The following is a 21,964-nucleotide window of genomic DNA, read 5'->3' as shown; positions in this document are numbered from 1 at the left end:
GCATGCACCCGTATACTGTTCTGCCGTGATCGAGGCGATCTGCTGAAATCCTGGGCTGAATCGTTGCAATCTGTGCAGCTTGGGTCAGACTGACAGGAACGTTTCTGGGTAACTGATACAAAGCAGGTGGCCACCATGACTTCATCCTTAAAACGCACGCCTCTTCACGCTTTGCATGTTGAGTTGGGGGGTAAGTTGGTTGATTTTGCGGGTTGGGAGATGCCTGTTCAGTATCCGTTGGGGATTATGGGGGAGCATAAGCAGTGTCGTGAGAAGGCGGCGGTGTTTGATGTGAGCCATATGGGTCAGGTGATTTTGCGGGGTGAGAATGTGGGTGAGAAGCTGGAAGCGCTTTGCCCGCAGGCTTATGCGACGCTGAAGGAAGGCAAGGCGCGGTACGGGTTTTTCACCAATGCCGAAGGCGGGATCATGGATGACCTGATCGTGTCGAATGCGGGCGATCATTACTTTGTGGTGGTGAACGCGGCGCTGCGGCATCAGGACATTCCGCATATGCGTGAGCACCTCGAAGGCGTTGAAGTGATCGAGATTTTCGACCGCGCGCTGGTGGCGGTTCAGGGCCCTGCGGCGGAAAACGTTGTGGGCGAACTGTGCCCCGCCGCGCGGGATCTGAAGTTCATGGAAACCACGGTGGCCGAGATCAACGGCGTCGAATGCCGCATCTCGCGGTTGGGGTACACGGGCGAGGACGGGTACGAGATCTCGATCCCCGAAGACAAGGCGATCGAGATCACCAAGGCGTTTCTGGCGCATGAGGATTGCGAAGCGGCCGGTCTGGGCGCGCGCGACAGCCTGCGGCTGGAGGCAGGTCTGTGCCTTTATGGCAATGACATCGACCAAGGCACCTCACCGATTGAGGCCTCGCTGGCTTGGGCGATCCAGAAACGCCGCAAGGAAGAGGGCGGCTTTCCGGGGGCGGACCGCGTGCAGAAGGAACTGGCCGAAGGTCCCGCGCGCAAGCTGGTGGGCATCAAGCCCGAAGGCCGTGCGCCAGCGCGTCAGGGCGTTGAGATCCAGTGCCTTGAGGGCAACAGCATCGGTCAGATCACCTCGGGCGTGTTTGGCCCCACGGTGGGTGGACCGGTGGCGATGGGCTATTTGAGCAAAGGCCATGGCGAGCCGGGCGAGAAGGTGAACCTGATCATCCGGGGCAAGCCGCAACCGGCTGAGATCGTGGCGCTGCCCTTCGTCAAACAGAATTACAAGCGTTGAAGTCAGGAGAGAGAGACATGGCAACCTATTATTCCGAAGAGCATGAATGGCTGAGCGTTGACGGCGACACCGCCACGCTGGGCATCACCAAACACGCCGCCGAGCAATTGGGTGACGTGGTGTTCGTGGAACAGCAGGAAGCAGGCGACGAGTTCGAAAAAGGCGGCGAGATCGGCGTGATTGAATCCGTCAAGGCGGCGTCCGAGCTTTACGCACCGGTCGACGGCGAGATCACCGAGGTGAACGAGGCACTGGCCGACAATCCCGGCGCGCTGAACGAAGACCCCGAAGGCGAGGCCTGGATCTACAAGATCAAGATCGCGGACGCCTCGCAGCTCGAAGACCTGATGGACGAGGCCGGCTACAAGGCCTTCATCGGTTAACTCAGGCGGCGGGTCCGTGCGCGGCCCCGCCCCTTCATCTGTTTCCAAATACTTCCGCCGGAGGCTCCTGCCGTCTCCGCCGGGCCTGACCTATCCTTGAGGAGCGCACACATGGCCTTCAAACTGACCGATTACGAAGCCTATGACTTCGCCAACCGCCGCCATATCGGGCCCAGCCCGACCGAGATGCGCGACATGCTCAAGGTGATCGGCTTCAAGACGCTGGACGAGCTGATCGACGCCACCGTCCCGCCCGCGATCCGGCAGAAAGAGCCGCTGGACTGGGGTCCGGCGATGACCGAGCGCGATGCGCTCTTTCACATGAAAGAGGTGGCGAGCAAGAACAAGGTTCTGACTTCGCTGATCGGTCAGGGCTATTATGGCACCACCACGCCGGCGCCGATCCTGCGCAACATTCTGGAAAACCCGGCCTGGTACACGGCTTACACGCCCTACCAGCCCGAGATCAGCCAGGGCCGACTTGAGGCGCTCTTGAACTTCCAGACCATGGTCAGCGACCTGACCGGGCTGGACGTGGCCAACGCGTCCTTGCTGGACGAAGCGACTGCGGCGGCGGAAGCCATGGCCATGGCCAAGCGCGGTGGCCGGTCCAAGGCCAACAACGCGGCCTTCTTTGTCGACAAGAACTGCCACCCGCAGACCATCGCGGTGATTAAAACGCGCGCCGAGCCTCTGGGCATCGAGGTGCAGGTGGCTGATCCGGACACGCTGGATGCGGGCGCGGTCTTTGGCGCCATCTTCCAGTACCCCGGCACCCATGGCCATGTGCGCGACTTCACCGCCGAGATTGCGGCCCTGCATGAACACAAGGCGATTGCCATCGTCGCCGCCGATATCCTGTCGCTGGCGCTGCTGAAGTCGCCCGGTGAGATGGGCGCGGATATCGCCATCGGCTCGACCCAGCGCTTTGGTGTGCCGATGGGCTATGGTGGCCCGCACGCCGCGTATATGGCGACCACCGACAAGCTGAAGCGCTCGATGCCGGGCCGGATCATCGGTGTCAGCATCGACAGCCGGGGCAACAAGGCTTACCGCCTGGCGCTGCAGACCCGCGAACAGCACATCCGGCGTGAGAAAGCCAACTCGAATGTCTGCACCGCGCAGGCGCTGCTGGCGGTGATTGCCTCGATGTATGCCGTGTATCACGGCCCCGACGGCATCAAGGCCATCGCGCAATCGGTGCACCGCAAGACCTCGCGTATGGCTGCCGGTCTGGAAGAGGCAGGCTTTGCTGTGGAGCCGGAAGTGTTCTTCGACACGATCACGGTTGAGGTTGGCCATCTGCAGAAAACGGTCATGGAGGCCGCTGTGGCCCGGGGCGTCAACCTGCGTAAGGTCGGCGACACGAAAGTGGGCATCAGCCTGGACGAACAGACCCGGCCCGAGACCATCGAGGCGGTCTGGGGGGCCTTCGGCATCGACCGCAAGGATGACAGCTCGAACGTGGCCTATCGCCTGCCGGATTACGCGCTGCGCGAAAGCGAGTACCTGACCCACCCGATCTTCCACAAGAACCGGGCCGAGGCCGAGATCACCCGCTACATGCGCCGTCTGGCCGACCGCGACCTGGCGCTGGACCGGGCGATGATCCCGCTGGGCTCGTGCACCATGAAGCTGAACGCCACGATCGAGATGATCCCGGTCACCTGGCCCGAGTTCGGCAACCTGCACCCGTTCTGCCCCGAAGATCAGGCGCAGGGCTATCACGAGATGATCGATGATCTGAACGACAAGCTGTGCCAGATCACCGGCTATGACGCGATCAGCCAGCAGCCCAACTCGGGGGCGCAGGGCGAATATGCGGGCCTGCTGACCATCCGTAACTACCACTTCGCCCGCGGCGAAGGGCAGCGGAACGTCTGCCTGATCCCGACCTCGGCGCATGGGACCAACCCGGCCTCGGCCCAGATGGTGGGCTGGCAGGTCGTGCCGGTGCAGGCAGATGAGAACGGCAATATCGACCTCGCGGACTTCCGCGCCAAGGCCGAAAAGCACTCGGACCATCTGGCCGCCTGCATGATCACCTACCCCTCGACCCATGGCGTGTTCGAGACCACCGTGCAGGAGGTCTGCCAGATCACCCATGATCACGGCGGTCAGGTCTATATCGACGGCGCCAACATGAACGCCATGGTGGGTCTGTCGCGTCCCGGAGACATCGGCGGTGACGTCAGCCACCTGAACCTGCACAAGACCTTCTGCATCCCCCATGGCGGCGGCGGCCCCGGCATGGGTCCGATCGGCGTCAAAGCGCATCTGACCGAGCACCTGCCCGGCCACCCGGAATACGGCACCGCCGTGGGTCCGGTCTCGGCGGCGCCCTTTGGGTCGCCCTCGATCCTGCCGGTTAGCTGGGCCTATGTGCTGCTGATGGGCGGCGCGGGTCTGACCCAGGCGACCAAGGTGGCGATCCTGAACGCCAACTACATCGCGGCGCGGCTCAAGGATGCCTACCCGATCCTCTACACCTCGGAAACGGGTCGCGTGGCGCATGAATGCATCCTCGACACCCGCCCGCTGGACGAGGCGGCCCATGTCAGCGTCGATGACATTGCCAAACGTCTGGTGGACAGCGGCTTCCACGCACCCACCATGTCCTGGCCGGTGGCCGGCACCCTGATGGTCGAGCCCACGGAATCGGAACCCATGGACGAGCTGGACCGCTTCTGCGACGCCATGCTGTCCATCCGCTCCGAGGCACAGGACATCATCGACGGCAAGATCGATGCGGAAAACAACCCGCTGAAAAACGCTCCCCACACGGTGCGCGATCTGGTCGGCGACTGGGACCGTCCCTACACCCGTGAACAGGCCTGCTTCCCCCCGGGCTCCATGGGCGTCGACAAATACTGGTCCCCCGTCAACCGCGTCGACAACGCATACGGAGACCGAAACCTAATCTGCACATGCCCGCCAATGACCGAATACATGGACGCAGCTGAATAAACCTCAATCAATAAACCCTCGCCAACTGGCGGGGGTTTCAATCCAAGTTCGGGAACGATTGCTCGCGGCCGAAGCGCTAAAGAAGGTGGAGGAGAAATGAAGCATTATGTCCCTGCAAATGACCATGCGCATTTGACCGAAACCACGTTGGCACGACCCAAACGAGACCATCAGATCGAGATCATTCTTTGCGAGGGCGGAGCGGAAGCATCGGCAGATATGCTGGTTGATTTCTATCGTGCCCTGAATGAACTGAACGAAGGCCATACATACATTACAAATATCCGCACCATTGCCGACGGTGCTGCGGGCGGACCCTTGCACTGGACCGGGCGAACCGCGATTTTCTGGGGGGATATCTACAAAAGCTGGCCTCTGACACCGTCGGACAAAACCTGGATCGCCCAAGTATTGAACCTGTCCTACCGATCAATTCTCGTTGGCGGTGCAGTGTTTCTTCTCGCCCAGACTAGTCGCGCAACCAAGCGGATTGCATCGGTTCACCCCAACTTTTCTGCCGCAGCGCAAGAGGTTGGACTGATCGACGTCGGTTCGGGTACATACTGGTCCTCAGATAGCCGCACCCATAGCGCATCAACCAGATTGGGCACGTTGCGTTTGTTGTCCGATTTTGTTGCCTTTGATCACGGCGAGCATCTTGCCGAGTCAGTACGCAGCTATATCGGGTTGGCCGACAGGCAAACTACATGCGCAAGCCAACTGGCAGCTCGATTGATCAGACGTTCAAAAGCCGACCCAATGGTGCGACAGGTTGTTGAAAAGATGCAGAACAATCTGGAGGATCCGCTTAGGATACCGGAACTTGCGATGGCGCTTGGTACATCAACGCGCCAGTTACAGCGGCGGTTTCTGGACAGAACGGGTGTAAAACTGCTGACAACGTATCGGGAACTTCGCCTAGAACGGGCCTATGGCCTGCTTCAATTTACCGAGATGACCTATCTTGAAGTGGCGACTGCTACGGGCTTTTCTTCCACAAGTGCATTGATGCGTGCGTTCCGAGATCACTATGATGCATCGCCCGAAAGTGTACGAAATCGGCGATTTGCAGGCAAAACTCAGGCTGTTTAGCTTGATCGTGTGAATCGACAGCGCAGTCGAATGCGGTTGATACCACACTGGGCCTGAACTTTTGGCATTCACCATTCATGAGGTCGACGACAGATACGATTGTTAGTCCAGTTAACAATGCTTTGCCACCGGCTCAATTATTGACCCGGCCACATCCTCAATTGCCGTCTTACAGACAAGCTCGCAGCTACGCGCTGGCCAATTGTTGTCGTAGGACCTCTCGCTTGTGATCTGCGAAGTTGATACGCTGGTGTTTCGATCGATACGATATTGTACGGGTCGGTTTACCATCCAGGTCCGCACTAGGAAAAGAGAGCATGAAACCTAGGAATTTCGTTCCGAAAGGGGCCGCGACGTTCGACATCGATTATGACGGACCATCCAACGAGATCTATTTTCTGTTGCTGCCGAAACTCACCATGCTTGCCTTTAGCGCAGCGGTTGAACCGCTGAGGATCGCCAATCAGGTCACCAACAAAGAGCTCTACAAGTGGTTTCTGATCTCCGAGGATGGGAACCCTGTTCGATGCTCCAATGGAGTCGAAATAGCAGCTGACTTGGCTCTGCATAATTTACCGCGATCATCCAGATTGTTTGTGTGTTCAGGGATCGAACCATCGGAAAGCATTAATTCAACGATCCTTTCGTGGATCAGCCGTCAGAAAGCGTTTGGCTGCAAGCTTGGTGGAATTTGTACCGGCGCATTTACGCTGGCCAAGGCAGGTATGCTGACCGGCAAGAAGTTCACACTGCATTGGGAAAACCAACCCGCCTTTGTTGAACACTTCGAACACCTGACACCATCGGCTAACCTGTATGAGATTGACAATGATCTGATGACCTGCGGTGGAGGTAACGCGGCAACCGATATGGTACTGGACATGATTGAAACCGACTTCGGAAAGGATCTGGCCATCATCGTCTCGGACATGTGCATCCACTCACGATCCAACAATCAAAAAACGCTCCAGAAATCCGCGTTTTCTGTCGCGTTGGGCAGTCGGAACCAATACCTGATCAACGCCATCCAGATCATGCATGAGAATCTGGAAGAGCCTCTGGATATCTCTGAGATCGCCAAGATCGTTCAGATTTCTCGCCGACAGTTGGAGCGGCTGTTTCAAAAGTATGTCGAGGTTTCCCCGGTACAATTCTACATCGAATTGCGTGTGGCGCGCGCCTACGCGTTGCTAAGCGAAACAGAAATGACCGTTGCTGAAATTGCGGCCGCTACGGGTTTTGGCAGCGCGACCCAACTGACAGTTCGGTTCAAGAAACGATACGGCGCAGCGCCGACCTCATTCAGGCGAGGCTGGTCGGGACAGAACGATTGAGAGATGCCGTGCCGGTGGACCCGGCTGCGATCGTACTCTACCAATCAGGGCTAGAGTCCGAGTTCGCCCCGCTCGGATAGCACCTGTAATCTGGGAACATTAACCGCCATGGAATTGAACCAACCCGAACTGCGCCAACTTAGGCGGTCATTCCACAGACACCCCGAATTGGGCTTCAATGAAACGAAAACCAAAGCCAAAGTTGCGGCGCTGCTGCGTCAATACGGGCTTGAAGTTCATGAAGGCGTGGGCGTGGTGGGTATCCTCAGGGCCGGTCAAGGCAACCGCGCGATCGGATTACGCGCAGATATGGACGCGCTACCCATTCAGGAAGCCAGCGATCATGATTACGTGTCACAAAATCCCGGCATTATGCACGCCTGTGGCCATGATGGTCACATGACGATGCTGTTGGGCGCAGCAAAGACTTTGTCCTCGGATCCCGGTTTCAGCGGCACGGTGGTGTTCCTGTTTCAACCGAATGAAGAGCTTGGACTGGGGGCCAAAGCGATGCTGGACGAGAATGTCTTGACGCGATTTCCAATCGAAGAAGTCTACGCCATACATAACCTGCCTGGGGCACCCGTCGGGCAGATGTCGACCCGAACCGGTTTAATATGCACATCGGAAAGCCTTTTCGAAATTACGATCAATGGGCAAGGCGGCCATGCGTCCATGCCGCAGTCTGGACGTGATGCGCTAACCGTGGGGGCAGAAATCGTTCTGGCGCTTCAGACAATTGTCGCACGCAAGCTGGCCCCGGGCGCCGGGGCGGTTGTGTCAGTGACCGAATTTCTGACCGACGGGCAGCGCAACGTTCTACCTGGAACGGCAACGCTAAAGGGTGATGCGCGGGCTCGCAGCCCTGAAGATCGAAATATGATTGAAGAACACATGCGCAAGATTGCGCATGGCATCGCATCCGCGCATGGCGTCGAAGTCCAAGTGGATTTCAAAACTGAGTTCATCGAAACGATCAACGCACCGATCCCGACCGAAGCTGCCATCCGCGTCGCGCAGCAATCCGGGCTGGACACACTTCCCAATCGTCAACCGATGAGCTTTTCAGAGGATTTCGCGCATTTCTGCGAAGCCGTACCCGGCTGCTTTATTCTACTGGGCAACGGTGAAACTGGCCCGAATGGGCAACCGCTGCATTCGAATGACTACGACTTCAACGATGCGTTACTGCCGATCGGCGCGGAATTCTGGGCAAATCTCGTGCGCGATAGGCTTCCGCTTCAAGACGAAGACTGAACGGGGCCCAGCAACATAGCACCTTCGAACGGCCGTCAGATGAATGATCTAAGACGGCCGCTCACACTGTAATTTGGACCTTACCCTTGCTAGAGCCTGATGCGGAATGCCGCAAACCCATCAGCGCCTTCACCGGCATCCTCGATGGTGACGCCTTTGACTTCGCCCATGTAGTCGCGCGCCTTTGGACCAGTTTCAAACAACGCGGTGGTGTCAGAAAGCGGCGCAAACGACCAGTTTGCATCGGCCTTGGGATCGATTGTTCCTTGCTCGACGATATACCGCACGATCACGTCGCGGTTGGTGTCAGGGGCTTCGAACACGACGGTATCACCCATTGCGCCCGGGAAAGAACCGCCGCCCGAAGCACGATAGTTGTTGGTGGCAATGATGAACTCCATGTCATCCGTGACCGCCTCACCGTTGAAGGCCAAATCTACGATACGGGCTGCATCCGGGTTGATCTCTTCCCCCTTGGGTCCAAAGCGCGACGGTTGCGATAAGTCGATCTGGTAGGTCACACCGTCCATCACGTCGAAATTGTAGGAAGGGAAGTCCGGGTTTAGCAAAATCGCATCCTCGGATCCCGCCTCGATCTGGTTGAACATACCCGCCGAGCGTTCCAACCAACCCCGAACCTGAGCACCGTTCACGCGTACCGCGCGCACGGTATTGGGATACAGGTAAAGATCAGCTACGTTTTTGATCGCAACATCGCCCACCGGAACATCTGTGTAATAGTCCGGGCCGCCGCGACCCCCGGCCTTGAACGGCGCTGCAGCCGATAGAATGGGCAGACCTTCATGTTCGGTGCCCTTCATCATCTCTTCGACGTACCATTTCTGCGCGATCGAGACGATTTGCACCGATGGGTCATCCGCAACTAACGCGAAGTAGCTGTGCAGCGGAGCCGAAGTCTTGCCGACCGCGCGGCGTACATAGGCCAGTGTTTCGTCGTGATCTTTCGCCACCGAGTCCAGCACTTTCTGATCGTCGCCAACAAGTGCGGTGATCGAACGGTCTTCGTTTCGCTTTGAAATCGGGCGCGCCTCGGACGTTGTCGTCACAACCCGCCATTCGTTTCCGTCGCGCTCAAGCAGCAGGTCCAGCAGGCCAAGATGTGACCCCCAAAATCCGCCCATCACCGCCGGTTTGCCCATCAAGGTCCCCTTGTCGACATCAATGCCGGGACGATCAGCAAAGGTAGCGGACGGGAATACGAGGTGATTGTGCCCGGTCACCAGCGCGTCGATGCCATCGACCCCTGCCAAAACGACTGAAGCATTTTCCATTCCATCAGCGTGATCCGCATCCCCAATGCCGGAATGCGACAAGGCGATGATCAGGTCGCACCCTTGTTCTTGCATCTCGGGTACGTAAGCCTGCGCCGTTTCGACTATGTCACGCGCCTGCACGTTGCCTTCCAGATGCTTGCGATCCCAGTTCATGATCTGCGGTGGCGTGAAACCGATGACACCAATCTTGATCGGATGCTTGCTGCCATCCCCCATTTCAACCTCACGCTCAAGGATGGCATAGGGCTTTACCAGAGTCGTATCATCGCGGGGGGACGCCCCAGTCTCTTTTGCAACATTGGCCAGAACAACAGGGAATTCTGCACCAGCAAGCGCCTTTTCAAGGAAATCTAGACCATAGTTGAACTCGTGATTGCCCAAAGTGGCAGCGTCATAACCAACAGTATTGAAGGCAGTGATGATCGGATGGCTGTCGCCTTCTTTCATGCCACGCTCATAGGCGATGTAATCGCCCATCGGATTGCCTTGCAGAAAATCTCCATTATCGACGAGCAGCGAATTTGTCGCCTCGGAACGAATCTCATTGATGATCGAAGCGGTCCGCGACAGTCCGACAGTATCGCGCGGTTTGTCCGCATAGTAATCGTATGGGAACACGTGAACATGGATGTCAGTGGTTTCCATGATCCTCAGATGCGCCTGATTGTTGGCCGCCGCCGCCGAAAAGGGATGCAAGGTGATGGCAGCTGCGCTGGCGGTCGTAGTGGCGAGAAACTGACGGCGCGAAATCAAACTACGATTGGAATAGGACATAAGGCACCTCTCAGGTTTGTGGATCGACGCGTGTTCTGGATGCTTTTCACAACAAGGGTATGACAGTGAAGATCTTTGCATCAAACATGTCGAACTTGGGGGTAGGATCCTAAAAGCCTATTGTATTGAATTGCACAGTCCAAGTCACTTTACGCACCAAAGGCGATTGCAGCGAACTGCCCCCATCGTCAGGCCTTCCAACCGATGGATGGCGGTTTCCGCGAGAGCGATGGCTGAGTGACAGACAGCGGTCAAAGCGCGTCGCAACGCGCATTAGACCCTTGAGCCTATCGGATATGATCTCGATGCGGTTTTGCCGTCTGTACCGACGCTTGTCATATTTGACCGGGGTCTTGCACGGACCACAATCGGCAGGAGCGGCACGTCAGCGCATATCATTGTGAATGAAAAAGACTATTTCTCTCAGTACACACCTATCGTCGAACCGGGGCTTTCTAGGCGACTTCGGGATGAAGGGTCTAGGCGTGCTATCTGCGCGTCAGCCAGCCGATGAACTCAATCATGATTTCAGTTCAATTTTCCAATCGGGAAAAAAGTGAAAGCTGCAAGTCAATGGCTTCCGAACTTGACGAAGTTACAATGGCCAAAACTGTTTGCAAAGCAAATACCCATTGCCTTTTCCACCAAAGCAACTAGTAGAGACGCGACTTCGTATTCGGGCCCCCTCTGACTTTCCTGCGCAGACTTAGATAATGAGCGATTTTGTCATGACACAGACATCACTGGACAACCTGCTACACAAACTTAATGCGAAGCAGGCTGTGATCGGGATTGTTGGACTGGGATATGTCGGACAGCCCCTGGCCCTCAGATATACCGAAATTGGATACCGGGTCATTGGCTTCGACCTGGATGCCACAAAGGTGCAGGACTTAAACTCCGGTCACAGTTCGATTGAGCATATCGACGATGCCCGCATCACAGCGGCACGGGAAAATGGGTTCGAGGCTACCACGGATTTTTCGCGTATCGCTGAGGCGGATGGCATTATGCTTTGCGTGCCAACGCCACTCAACAAATATCGCGAGCCAGATCTGAGCTTTGTCACCGATACGTGTGACCAAATATCAGATCATTTGCGTCCGGGTCAGGTTATTGCGCTGGAAAGCACGACTTATCCAGGCACAACCAAAGAAGAAGTTTTGCCTCGGCTTGAGAAAAATGGACTTGAGGTTGGTGAGGATCTTTTTGCTGTCTACTCACCCGAACGCGAAGACCCCGCCAACCCTGATTTTACGACTAATACAATCCCAAAAGTGGTCGGCGGACATACAGAGGCTTGCCTGAGGGCGGGCATCGCGCTTTATGAGCACGCGATTGATAAGCTCGTACCGGTAAGCTCGACCGAGACTGCCGAGATGACAAAGCTTCTGGAAAATATCCACCGGGCGGTAAACATTGGCCTCGTGAACGAGATGAAAATCGTTGCTGACCGCATGGGGATCGATATTTTTGAGGTTATCGACGCGGCCGCGACCAAACCCTTCGGGTTTACGCCTTACTATCCGGGTCCGGGACTTGGAGGGCACTGCATCCCTATCGATCCATTTTACCTGACCTGGAAAGCACGTGAATACGGCATCAACACACGCTTCATCGAATTGGCCGGTGAAGTGAACACGGCGATGCCGGAATATGTGTTTGGCAAACTCGCCAATGCGCTGAATGATCGCAGCAAAGCGATTCGTGGCAGTAAAATCATGGTTTTGGGCATCGCGTACAAAAAAAATGTCGACGACATGCGAGAGAGCCCTTCTGTCACCTTGATGGAGCTGATCCGAGACAATGGAGGAGATCTCAGCTACTCGGACCCCCATGTGCCCGAATTTCCCACGATGCGGGAACACTTCTTTGAATTGTCATCTGAAACCCTTACCCCTGAGGTTCTGTCGGAGCAGGATGCAGTTATTCTGGCGACCAATCACGATGCCTTTGATTATGAGTTGATCAAAAATCACGCGAAGCTCCTCATCGACACCCGCGGTAAATACCGTACCTCTGAGCAAAATATTGTTCGTGCTTAAATGAAACTGCGACCGGCTTTGCCGAGCAGGGCCGGAACACCTGGCGGATGGTACTTAGGAACGGCTGTCGCTCGTATGACCGCTTACGCGGGACCAAAACTCTGAATGGTTTGACGGTGTCCTAAGCGCTGGATGAATGCGCTTAGAATTGGACCCGCAAGGCAAAAATGTCGGCACTTTCCTGCCATTCCAATCAATTCATCGGTACGAACACCGCCTAAACAATTGGCGGCGCATGAAACGCGCGTTGTTCCGGTGCAGGTAGGCAGATATAGTTGCGGGAAATGTCAGGCCGCCTTCGGGTACAGGAAGATTGGCTGTTGACGAGTTCCAATTGTGAGCAATCAAGGGCCAAAACGCGTGAGCTTGAAAAACCGCAACACCCCGCCTCAGCGCCATGAGCTGCGAAAGGTGCGTAATCAGGGGAACAGTTTCCTGGCGCTTGCCTTCATTTTCAGCGTTTTTGTCAATCTGCTTATGCTGACCGGACCGCTGTTCATGCTGCAAGTGTATGATCGGGTCCTTGGGTCACGCTCGGTCGAGACTTTATCAGCGCTATTTCTGCTTGTCGCGCTGCTTTATGCGCTGATGGCGATGTTGGACTATGCGCGCGGCCGAATTGTGGCTCGGTTCGGAGCGCGATTTCAATCAGCACTCGATGAACGCGTGTTTGAAGGGACCATGCGACGCGCATTGTTCCCACAGGTTCGATCAGCGCCTGCGACTGCATTGCGAGATCTGGAATCGATCCGTGCATTATGTGCCTCGCCCGTTTTGTTGGCGGTAATGGACATCCCTTGGACTCCAATCTTTGTGGCTGCAATTTTCCTGTTCCACCCGTTGCTAGGCTGGTTGGCCGTCGCAGGCGGAACGCTTCTGGTTGTTATCGCCCTACTGAACCAAGCGTTGACCCATCGCAAAGTGGCAGATGCTCAAATCGCCTCTGCCAAAGCAAATGCATTTTCTGAACACGCCAGACAAGCTGCCGAGGTCGTCAGATCTCAGGGCATGCAAGAAGATGTCTCAAAACGCTGGTTGAACCAACGCACCGAGGCGCTTTCTCAATCCATATCCGCAAGCGACTGGACCGGCAGCTTTACTTCGTTGACTAAGTCTCTGCGGCTGTTTTTGCAGTCCGCCATGCTGGCGCTTGGCGCGTTGCTAGTTCTGCGCAACGAAATGACGCCCGGTGCTATGATTGCTGGCACGATCCTTCTAGGTCGCGCTTTGGCTCCGGTCGAAATGGCGGTGGGTCAATGGTCGATGATCGAACGCGCGCGCACGGCATGGATTAACCTGAACACATTTCTTGATTCAACGCCTCCTGAAGCGTCTCGTACCAAACTGCCCGTTCCCAAATCACATCTTGTCGCAAAGGGCCTGACGGTGATCCCTCCGGGCGCGAAGACACCGACACTACGGAATGCGGCACTTGAGTTGCGCCCCGGCACAGCTCTGGGTGTGATTGGTAAAAGTGGGTCTGGCAAAACGACCCTAGCCAAAGCGTTGTTGGGCCTTTGGCAACCGGCGGCAGGGGAAATCCGTTTGGCCGGCGCTACACTTGATCAATACGACCCTGATGATCTTGGGCAACATATTGGCTATTTGCCCCAGCAAGTGACCCTCTTTAACGGAACGGTTGCTGAAAACATCGCCCGGATGTCACAAACCCCTGATCCCGAAGCTGTAGTTGCCGCAGCGAAAACAGCCAATGCGCATGAGCTGATTCTGGGGCTTGAGAAAGGATACGATACCTTCCTTGAGGGCAATGACAGCCAGCTTTCCGGTGGGCAGAAACAGCGGATTGCATTGGCGCGCGCTCTCTATGGTAATCCGGTATTGTTGATTCTGGATGAGCCAAACTCGGCCCTGGATGCAGACGGAACCCTTGCCCTGAACAACGCGGTCCGCGAGCTCAAGAGCGCGGGCAAATCCACGATTATCATGACGCACCGGCCTCAAGCGATCTCGGAATGCGACGATCTTGTCGTTGTCGAGAAAGGCCAGATCGTCAAATCCGGTGGGCGCGATGAAGTTTTGAACACGATGGTCCAAAACGCCAACGTTATCAAAAGGCACCTGAACAAGGTGGGTGAATAATGGCAGACAAGAGTTCACGTCCCGTTTGGAGTATTAAAGCGCCCGCTTTTGTCGGCCTTTTGGCTCTGGTAGTTTTGATCCTGGGACTGGGATTATGGAGCGTCCGCACTGAGCTGGCCGGTGCTATTATCTCGCAAGGTGTGATCGAAGTTCAGAGCAATCGTCAGGTCATCGAACACCCCGACGGTGGCGTTGTAGGCGAGATATTCGTTCGTGACGGTGACGCAGTGGCGCGTGGGGACATGATGCTGCGGCTTGACGATACGTTTTTGGCCTCGGAACAAACGATCGTGGAATCTCAGCTATTTGAGTTACTTGCCCGAAAGACCCGGCTAGAGGCTGAACGGGATGGTGCGAACGCAGATACGTTAAAGCAAAATCTGCAAGAGCTCAAAGCCCGCGAATCGATCGACGACGATCTGTTGGAAGGCCAACAACGTCTGTTCAACGCCAGGTTGGAAACGCTGACCCAGCAGATCGACCAGCTTGGGAAACAGAAGATACAGATCCAGAACGAGATTGAGGGGACGCAGGCGCAATTGGCGTCACTGAATACTCAGGTCGAATTGATCAGAACGGAGCTCGAAGATCAGCAAGGTTTGCTTGATCGCGGCCTGACACAGGCCAGCCGCGTTTCTGCATTGCAGCGGGAAGAGGCAAATCTAACAGGGCAAATCGGCAGCCTCGAATCCACAGTTGCGCGACTGACAGGCCAGATCGCCACGACCGAGATTCAAATTGTTGAATTGCAGGCCACGCGGCGCGAAGAAGCCATCACCGAGCTTCGGGATGTGCAGTCTCGCGTTGTAGAACTGGCAGAACGTCGTCTTTCCCTTTCCGAGCGTTTGTCGCGTCTAGACATCCGTGCACCCGTCGCTGGCACAGTTTACGACAGTCAGGTTTTTGCCATCCAGTCTGTGATCCAGCCGGGTGAGCCGATGATGTATGTAGTGCCGCAGGATACGCCCTTGTTGGTCGCAGCACGGGTGGATGCGTTGCATGTGGATCAGTTACATCGCGGACAGGAAGTCGCCCTGCGCTTTCCCGCATTCAATCAACGCGACACGCCCGAGCTGAATGGCCGTGTGATCAATGTCTCAGCAGATTCATTCACAGATGAGACAAGCGGCTTTACCTTCTACCGTGCTGAAGTTGTGCCTGACGAAGGACAACTGGACCGTTTGAATGGCCAGGAACTGTTGCCGGGTATGCCTGTCGAAGCCATGATCAAAACTGATGAACGCACTCCGCTTTCTTACCTGGTCAAACCATTGGCAGATTACTTCTACCGCGCGTTTCGAGAATAGCACCGGTCACGCAGTCTCATTCAAACTGCCTCGATATTGCCAAGCAGTATTGAGGTCATGTCGACCGACAGATCACTATCAACAATAGTGACCTCTGCTCCGGTTTCGTAGGTGACGTTGCTGCGTGAAATTCCGGATAGATCCGCATTTGCATCCAGAAAAACCCACTCAGCGTTGTGCGCAGAAGGCTGGCCAACCGCAACCTGAAGAATTGCCAGTGCATCCAACGCGTTTACCGATCCATCCCGGGTGATATCGGCCGCGATGTAATTTTCGGCCGTTGCCGGACCCCATGTCGGATCAAGTCCAACCGACATGCGCAAAACCTGCAATGCATCCAGCGCTGTTATCTCGCTGCTTGCCGTTGAATACGATTTAATGATGTCCAATTGGCCGGGAAACGCGCCGTCTGGTAGATCCAGATCAAATTCACCTTGTGCATTTGCCTGCGCAACAATTGCAGACCCTCCGTCTGGGGTGAACCGGATTTCAGTATTTCCCAACGCTGCGTTTGGAGTCGTCGAATTCAGCGTGAACCCACCAGCTACCCCGTCTGATGAGTTGTTATCCGGCCCGCTACCCAGATTGACAGGAATATGATCGGGACCACCAAACCCTGCGCCGAATACCTGCTCAGTTGTCAGGGAGGTGCCATTAGCTGAAACAAGTTCTATCGTTTCGTCGCGATAAGCGATTTGGGCGCCTTGAGCGGTGGAAGTGAAATCCAACTGCGCTGGGGTGCGCAGAAAAGGATAATCGGTCAGATTCAAACGATCGGTGCCGGCCTGAAAGTCCGTGATCACAGTCGGGCCACTTGTTTGACGGATCACAAAGATGTCCGCGCCAGCACCACCCGTCATGGTCGTGGAACTAGTGCCCGTAATCAGCATATCGTCCCCTGCTCCGCCGTCCAGAATAGTGTCCAGTATACCGCCTTTTAGCATGTCGTCCTGCGCGGTACCGGTTACTGTTCCGAAGCCTTTGGCAACAATTCCAAGGTCGGCAATCGATACGCTCAGCTGAGTGAGCCCTGCATCCTGTTGAGATGATACAAATATCTGCAGCTCATCCCCCATAGGCGCAACGCTGATCGTTTGGACATTTTGCAATCCACTGTCCAGAGTATCTGCAAAACTATCCATATGGATGAGCTGCCCGTCCGGCGTCATTGTAAACAGCGTGATCCCATCATCCCCGCCCCCAGCCACCACGAAAACCCGACCATCAACCTCAAGGACTGAAAGATCCTGTACGGCCCCAAACCGGGTATGCAGGGTGTCCAGAATATGATCCGTCGGCTTTAACCGCCCGCTGGCGTCCAATTCCATAACGCTTAGCGAATTGCTTTGCGATCCGGCCACAACAATCCATGACTTTCCATAGGCTTGAATTGTCTCAACCGCCGTAGGAGAACTTATGCCCAGCGTCTGGATATCGTCATTACCGGCAACCTCAGAGAGCACGCCACTGCCTTGATCGATCGAATATGACGAGATTGTTCCACTGGTTGCATCTGCGCCGACAATGAAATGATTCGACCCCGATTGCAGGGTCTGAAGCGTACTGGCAGACGCGTTAATGCTATGCGCCGGGCTCAGCGATCCATCACCATTGATACTATAGGTGCCGATCTGGCCTGTGTCCTCATGCGCAAGCGCAAGCAAGTCGCCAGCCCCAATCGTTACCTGGACCGCTGCAGCGATATCCCCGCCGCCCGTCAAAGCATTGGTTTCTTGCAAGGCACCGATAGTGCCATCCGCGTTTAGTTCATAACCCACAAGCCCTGTGGCAGTATCGACGTCGAGGACCAGTTGATCATTGCCCGCCAGATGAATCGGGGTTCCGCTGTGCCCGACCTGATGGGCAATCGAGGCATCGAAATATTGTTGGTCCTGTTCTTGTGGGCCAGCCCCCTCCACAAGGCGCCAAGACACGAGCCCTCCCCCGGATCCGCTCGTGCTGTAAAGATACGTTTCCCCGTTAAACGTTTTTAAAGCCGTATCGCCGATACCTGAATCGAGCGCTGCGGTCCCCGTTGCCACCACTCTTTCGAACTGAAGCATCATCGCCCGTTACCCCCTGCCACCCCTGGCAACACATACAGGATGAAACGATGTTCGGTTCTGAACCAGAACAGAAATGTGGTGAAAACAAGGACTTCAGTTCCAGATTAACTCAAATTTTTCGCAGCGGTCGAATGGCGCAGAAGATCAAACCACAGACCAGATCGGCCGAAAACAGCATATCACGCAACGACCAGCGTCCATCTAATGAGAGGGCAAAATGACCAAAGATACCGTTTCGACCAATAAATCGACCACGGACGCCGGGCCCGATGCGCAACGTACGCGCCATATCCGCAAATGGTTCGACAAAAAACTTCAGCGATGGGTAGGACGCGGGGTTGCTGGCGGCCTTGGCTCGACACTATTCGCATTACCAGCTCTTGCGCAGGCCACCGATGAACAGCTTGCGTCACATCAGTTTGCTGAGTCAATTCCGGGCGTTCGGGTGGCAAAGCTGCTTTCGAATGGCGACGTGCAGCTGAAACTGACAGATGGGCGGACGATTGTTGTCTCTGCCGAGAACGTACAGATTCTGGAAAACGGCACCATAATGGTTGCAGATGAAGTCGTCGGCGAAATTGCACAATCAGGTCTAGCCGCAGAGGCCGCAGGTGCGACCGCAGCAACCGCAGGTGGCATAAGCGGTGCCGGGCTGGCCTTGGGCGGGTTGGGAATAGCCGGTGCTGCAGCTGCCGGTGGCGGAGGCGGCGGCGGTGGAGACAGCGACGATGAAACTGATGCCAAACCCACCGTTACCCCCTCACCTCCTCGACCGCCCAGCCTGAACCTGGCTGAGCTGCAATCAAACGCATTGAGCAATCTCAGCAGCCAAACAACAGCGCCGGAAGGAACAACGACTGTCGAAGTTACCATCGGATCGGTGACAAAATCAGTCACTCCTGCAGGCGACGGAAGCTGGAGCGTTTCACTGACGCAGGCCGAGGCAGCGGCCCTGCCTCAGGGGATCTCGGATGTTTCCGTGCGCCATCTGGATGGTAGCGGGATGGAGCTATCGGCTGAAACCGCAAGGTTCGACGTTGATACCATTCCACCGGTCCTGACCATCGATACATTCTCGGCGGGTGCGGTAATGAATGCTGCAGAACAAGGTACAAATCTCGAAATCTCTGGCACAACGGATGCCGAGAATGGGCAGACCGTAACGGTAGCGATTGGTGGGCAATCCTATAGTGGCACCGTTTCGGGCGGCGGCTGGAGCGTTTCGGTGCCCGCTTCAGATCTTACCACGCTGCCAGACGGGTCAAGCGTCACGGTGACGGCTGATGTATCGGATCGCGCTGGGAACCCAGCACCTCAGGCCAATGGAAGTTTTGACACTGATCTGACCGCGCCTGATCTGACACTAAACCCAGTGGGTGGCGGTTCAATAGATCTGGCCGATGTCGTTGGGGATCTTGTCTTGTCGGGCACGACCACAGCTGAAAACGGCCAGGTGGTCAATGTATCTTTCGACGGTCAGGATTACACGGGTTCTGTATCGGGCGGCAGTTGGTCAGTGACGATCCCGAATGCCGATTTGTCTGGTTTGGCAACCGGTGTGCCCGCATCCGTTTCAGTTGCCGTCAGCGACACAGCAGGCAATTCGGCAACACCGATATCGGTATCCGTTCCGGTCGATCTTACGGGCCCATCAATTGCAATCACTCCCTTGTCGGTCGGGGCTATCCTGAATGCGGTCGAAACCGGATCTGACCTGGTCGTAAGCGGGACAACAGGGAACGTAACCGACGGGCAGCAGGTAACAGTAGCCCTTGATGGGCAGACTTATACCGACTCGGTCTCGGGCGGCAGTTGGAGTGTGACAATCCCCAGCGCCGATCTCATTGCGCTTGCCGATGGCGGAGATTTCAATATCACAGGCGACGTGACGGACGCCGACGGCCTTGTCGCCCCGCAAGCCAGCGTCAACTTATCCAAAGATGTCACCGCCCCAACTCTGAGTATCGACAGTTTTTCGGACGGAGCGGTTTTGAATGCTGCGGAACGTGGTACGGACTTGACCATTACGGGCACTACATCCGCCGAAGATGGTCAGACAATCACCGTAAATCTGAACGGCCAATCCTACACAGGACAGGCCTCAACCGGGGGGTGGTCGGTCAGTGTCCCCTCGGCGGATTTGGCGGCGCTACCCGATGGGGCCACGATCAGCGTGACAGCAGATGTCTCGGATGCCGCCGGCAATCTGGCGATACAGGCGACCAACAGCTTTGACACGGACTTCACCGCCCCGTCGCTCGCCATATCATCACTGTCAGGTGGAGCTGTAGTCAACCTGACCGAACAAGCAACGGATCTGGTGGTCTCAGGAACTTCTGATGCGGCCAATGGTACGCAAGTTTCGGTACAGATCGTCCAGTCCGGAGGTGCGGCTCTGACCGGCGGAATCGCCATAGTAAACGGTGGCATCTGGACATTCACAGCTGCGGCTGCAGACTTGAGCGGCCTGCAGGACGGGCAAACGTATGACGTGAACGCCTCAATCACGGATGCGGCTGGCAACACGAATGCAGCGACTACCAGTTTCAGCACCGACCTCAGCGCACCAACAATTGCATTGAACCCGCTTTCGGTTGGTTCCGTTCTGGATATCGTTGAACAGGGAACGGATCTCAGCGTGTCGGGGACAACAAATGCCGAGGACGGGCAGACTGTCACTGTAAGCCTGAATGGTCAGACCTACGGCGCGGTGGTTTCGGGTGGCTTGTGGAGCACAAGCATTCCTTCGGCGGATTTGGCCAGTTTGGCCGATGGAGGCAATTTTGCGGTCACGGCATCGGTTCAAGACGCCGCAGGAAACCCGGCAACCGATGCGACAACCATGTTGGCCACGGATTTCAAACCTATCCTCTACATCGATGATCTGGGTGCCAATAGTGCCGTGTCGCTGAGCGATGCACAAAACACTGGAATGACCGTATCAGGCAGTTCCGCAGGCCTGTCAGCCGGACAAGCGGTCGATGTTACACTTAACTCGGTCTCGCTTGGTTCGGCGACGGTTGCGGCCGATGGGAGCTGGACCCTGTCCGCGCCTGCCGCAAGCTTTGCCTCGATTGAAGCGGGAGACGCCCTCGATTTCGAAGCACAGGCGACAGTCGCAGGCGGCCCCGATCCTGATCCGGTGTCCGAACAGGCAATTGCTCATGTTCCGGCGGCCTACACCATCGTTGAAGCCGGTCGCAGCGGAACGACAGTGACGTTCGAGGTCTACGCAGATTCCGATCGCGATATCTCAAGCGGTCTGGCCTTTACCGCCGAGCTGGGGTTCGATCCTTCGGTGGCGACCTACGATAGCGGCTCCGAGTCAGAAAACCCTGACTTCAATCTCTTTCTGGCTAACCCGAATGGAGGTTCCGCAATCAGTTTCGCGGGCGCGGCCACGAGCTATGGGGATTTATCGCAGCCTGTGGTGACATTTACCATGACAGTTCAGGACGCGAACCAACCCATCGTCTTGACGTTGACCACTCCAGACGGAGGGCCATCACAGCTCCATCTCGGCACCGGTGGGAATGATACCATTACGGGCTCGGATGTTGATGATGTCATCCGCGGCAACCAGGGCGACGACACCATAGATGTGTCCGGGGCGGGTCGAGACGTCATCGTTTTCGAAGCTGACTCATCTTCAAATGGCATTGATACGATCAATGGTTTCACACTGGGCCCAGCAGCCAGCGTTTCTGACGCCTTGATGTTCCAGGGGTTGAATACCACATCGCTTCGCGGCGACGGGACCGGTGTGGAGACCTTGGTGGCCGGCGGCACAATTGGTGCCAACACCGGGTTCGTCGGGCTGGAGACCACGCTTTCGGACCTTGATCTGGATACAATCACTAGCGCAGCCGAAAACCTGAATGGTGCTCAATCAGGTGATGAGATGTATCTGCTGGCAACGGACGGCACTGACAGCATTCTGGTCAAGGTTGACTACTCTGGCCCAGATTCGGCGTCGGTCGAAGCGCTTGCACAGTTCGATGGCCTTTCCGATCTGAGCAGTTTGTCCGACGACAACATCCTGATCACTGACCCAACTGGCGCTTCAGCCTAAACGGCGCACGTAGCTTGGGGCGATGCACAAATGTAGCCT

12 protein-coding genes and 1 pseudogene are annotated in these 21,964 nt (G+C 56.2%); 10 read left to right on the top strand and 3 right to left on the bottom strand.

Translation table 11 applies throughout. The annotated features are described in order from the left end of the window. Positions 1-135: 135 nt before the first annotated feature. From gcvT to ACR0EN_RS08980, 6 genes are all read left to right on the top strand, one after another. On the top strand, positions 136-1,233 hold the full coding sequence (gene gcvT, locus ACR0EN_RS09005) for a glycine cleavage system aminomethyltransferase GcvT (RefSeq protein WP_480586304.1): 1,098 nt from the start codon (positions 136-138) through the stop codon (positions 1,231-1,233). A gap of 17 nt (positions 1,234-1,250) precedes the next feature. Then, positions 1,251-1,616, top strand: coding sequence for a glycine cleavage system protein GcvH (gene gcvH, locus ACR0EN_RS09000; RefSeq protein WP_170393732.1), 366 nt, complete (start codon positions 1,251-1,253; stop codon positions 1,614-1,616). Between the two features lie 111 nt (positions 1,617-1,727). Beyond that, positions 1,728-4,583 (top strand): aminomethyl-transferring glycine dehydrogenase, encoded by a 2,856-nt coding sequence (gcvP, locus tag ACR0EN_RS08995; protein ID WP_170625827.1) that lies wholly within the window; start codon positions 1,728-1,730, stop codon positions 4,581-4,583. A 96-nt stretch (positions 4,584-4,679) separates the two neighbouring features. Next, a complete protein-coding gene (locus ACR0EN_RS08990) occupies positions 4,680-5,675 on the top strand; it encodes a helix-turn-helix domain-containing protein (RefSeq protein ID WP_480586301.1) in 996 nt (331 codons plus the stop codon). A gap of 317 nt (positions 5,676-5,992) precedes the next feature. After that, on the top strand, positions 5,993-7,009 hold the full coding sequence (locus ACR0EN_RS08985; RefSeq protein WP_170818162.1) for a GlxA family transcriptional regulator: 1,017 nt from the start codon (positions 5,993-5,995) through the stop codon (positions 7,007-7,009). 108 nt (positions 7,010-7,117) lie between these two features. Next, complete coding sequence (locus ACR0EN_RS08980) at positions 7,118-8,266, top strand: amidohydrolase (protein ID WP_170818163.1); 1,149 nt, start codon at positions 7,118-7,120, stop codon at positions 8,264-8,266. 89 nt (positions 8,267-8,355) lie between these two features. On the opposite strand, the gene ACR0EN_RS08975 is transcribed toward ACR0EN_RS08980, so the two are convergent. Together ACR0EN_RS08975 and ACR0EN_RS08970 are read right to left on the bottom strand one after the other, a co-directional pair. Beyond that, positions 8,356-10,335, bottom strand: a complete 1,980-nt coding sequence (locus ACR0EN_RS08975; protein WP_480586298.1) for a bifunctional 2',3'-cyclic-nucleotide 2'-phosphodiesterase/3'-nucleotidase — start codon at positions 10,333-10,335, stop codon at positions 8,356-8,358. A gap of 144 nt (positions 10,336-10,479) precedes the next feature. Next, a pseudogene (locus ACR0EN_RS08970) lies at positions 10,480-10,690 on the bottom strand (hypothetical protein); the annotation flags it as partial. 358 nt (positions 10,691-11,048) lie between these two features. On the opposite strand from ACR0EN_RS08970, the gene ACR0EN_RS08965 reads away from it, so the two are divergent. The 3 genes from ACR0EN_RS08965 to ACR0EN_RS08955 all read left to right on the top strand — a co-directional run bounded on the left by ACR0EN_RS08965 (position 11,049) and on the right by ACR0EN_RS08955 (position 15,787). Further along, positions 11,049-12,380 (top strand): nucleotide sugar dehydrogenase, encoded by a 1,332-nt coding sequence (locus ACR0EN_RS08965; protein ID WP_480503043.1) that lies wholly within the window; start codon positions 11,049-11,051, stop codon positions 12,378-12,380. 360 nt (positions 12,381-12,740) lie between these two features. Then, positions 12,741-14,480: a type I secretion system permease/ATPase gene (locus ACR0EN_RS08960; RefSeq protein ID WP_480586295.1), complete on the top strand. Its 1,740-nt coding sequence runs from the start codon at positions 12,741-12,743 to the stop codon at positions 14,478-14,480. Further along, positions 14,480-15,787, top strand: coding sequence for an HlyD family type I secretion periplasmic adaptor subunit (locus tag ACR0EN_RS08955; RefSeq protein WP_170818165.1), 1,308 nt, complete (start codon positions 14,480-14,482; stop codon positions 15,785-15,787). The genes ACR0EN_RS08960 and ACR0EN_RS08955 overlap by 1 nt, the downstream gene beginning before the upstream one ends. Before the next feature lie 20 nt (positions 15,788-15,807). Here the strand turns inward: ACR0EN_RS08955 and ACR0EN_RS08950 are convergent, their stop codons facing one another. Further along, entirely contained in the window at positions 15,808-17,721 is a 1,914-nt protein-coding gene (locus tag ACR0EN_RS08950; protein ID WP_480586292.1) for a hcalcium-binding protein, read from the bottom strand. A 349-nt stretch (positions 17,722-18,070) separates the two neighbouring features. On the opposite strand from ACR0EN_RS08950, the gene ACR0EN_RS08945 reads away from it, so the two are divergent. Further along, positions 18,071-21,925, top strand: coding sequence for an Ig-like domain-containing protein (locus tag ACR0EN_RS08945; RefSeq protein ID WP_480586289.1), 3,855 nt, complete (start codon positions 18,071-18,073; stop codon positions 21,923-21,925). The last annotated feature ends 39 nt before the right edge of the window (positions 21,926-21,964 follow it).

Source organism: Ruegeria sp. AB7, from assembly GCF_056542625.1.
The sequence above is the reverse complement of the archived record's forward strand: the minus strand, read 5'-3'. Positions and strand labels throughout refer to the sequence as shown.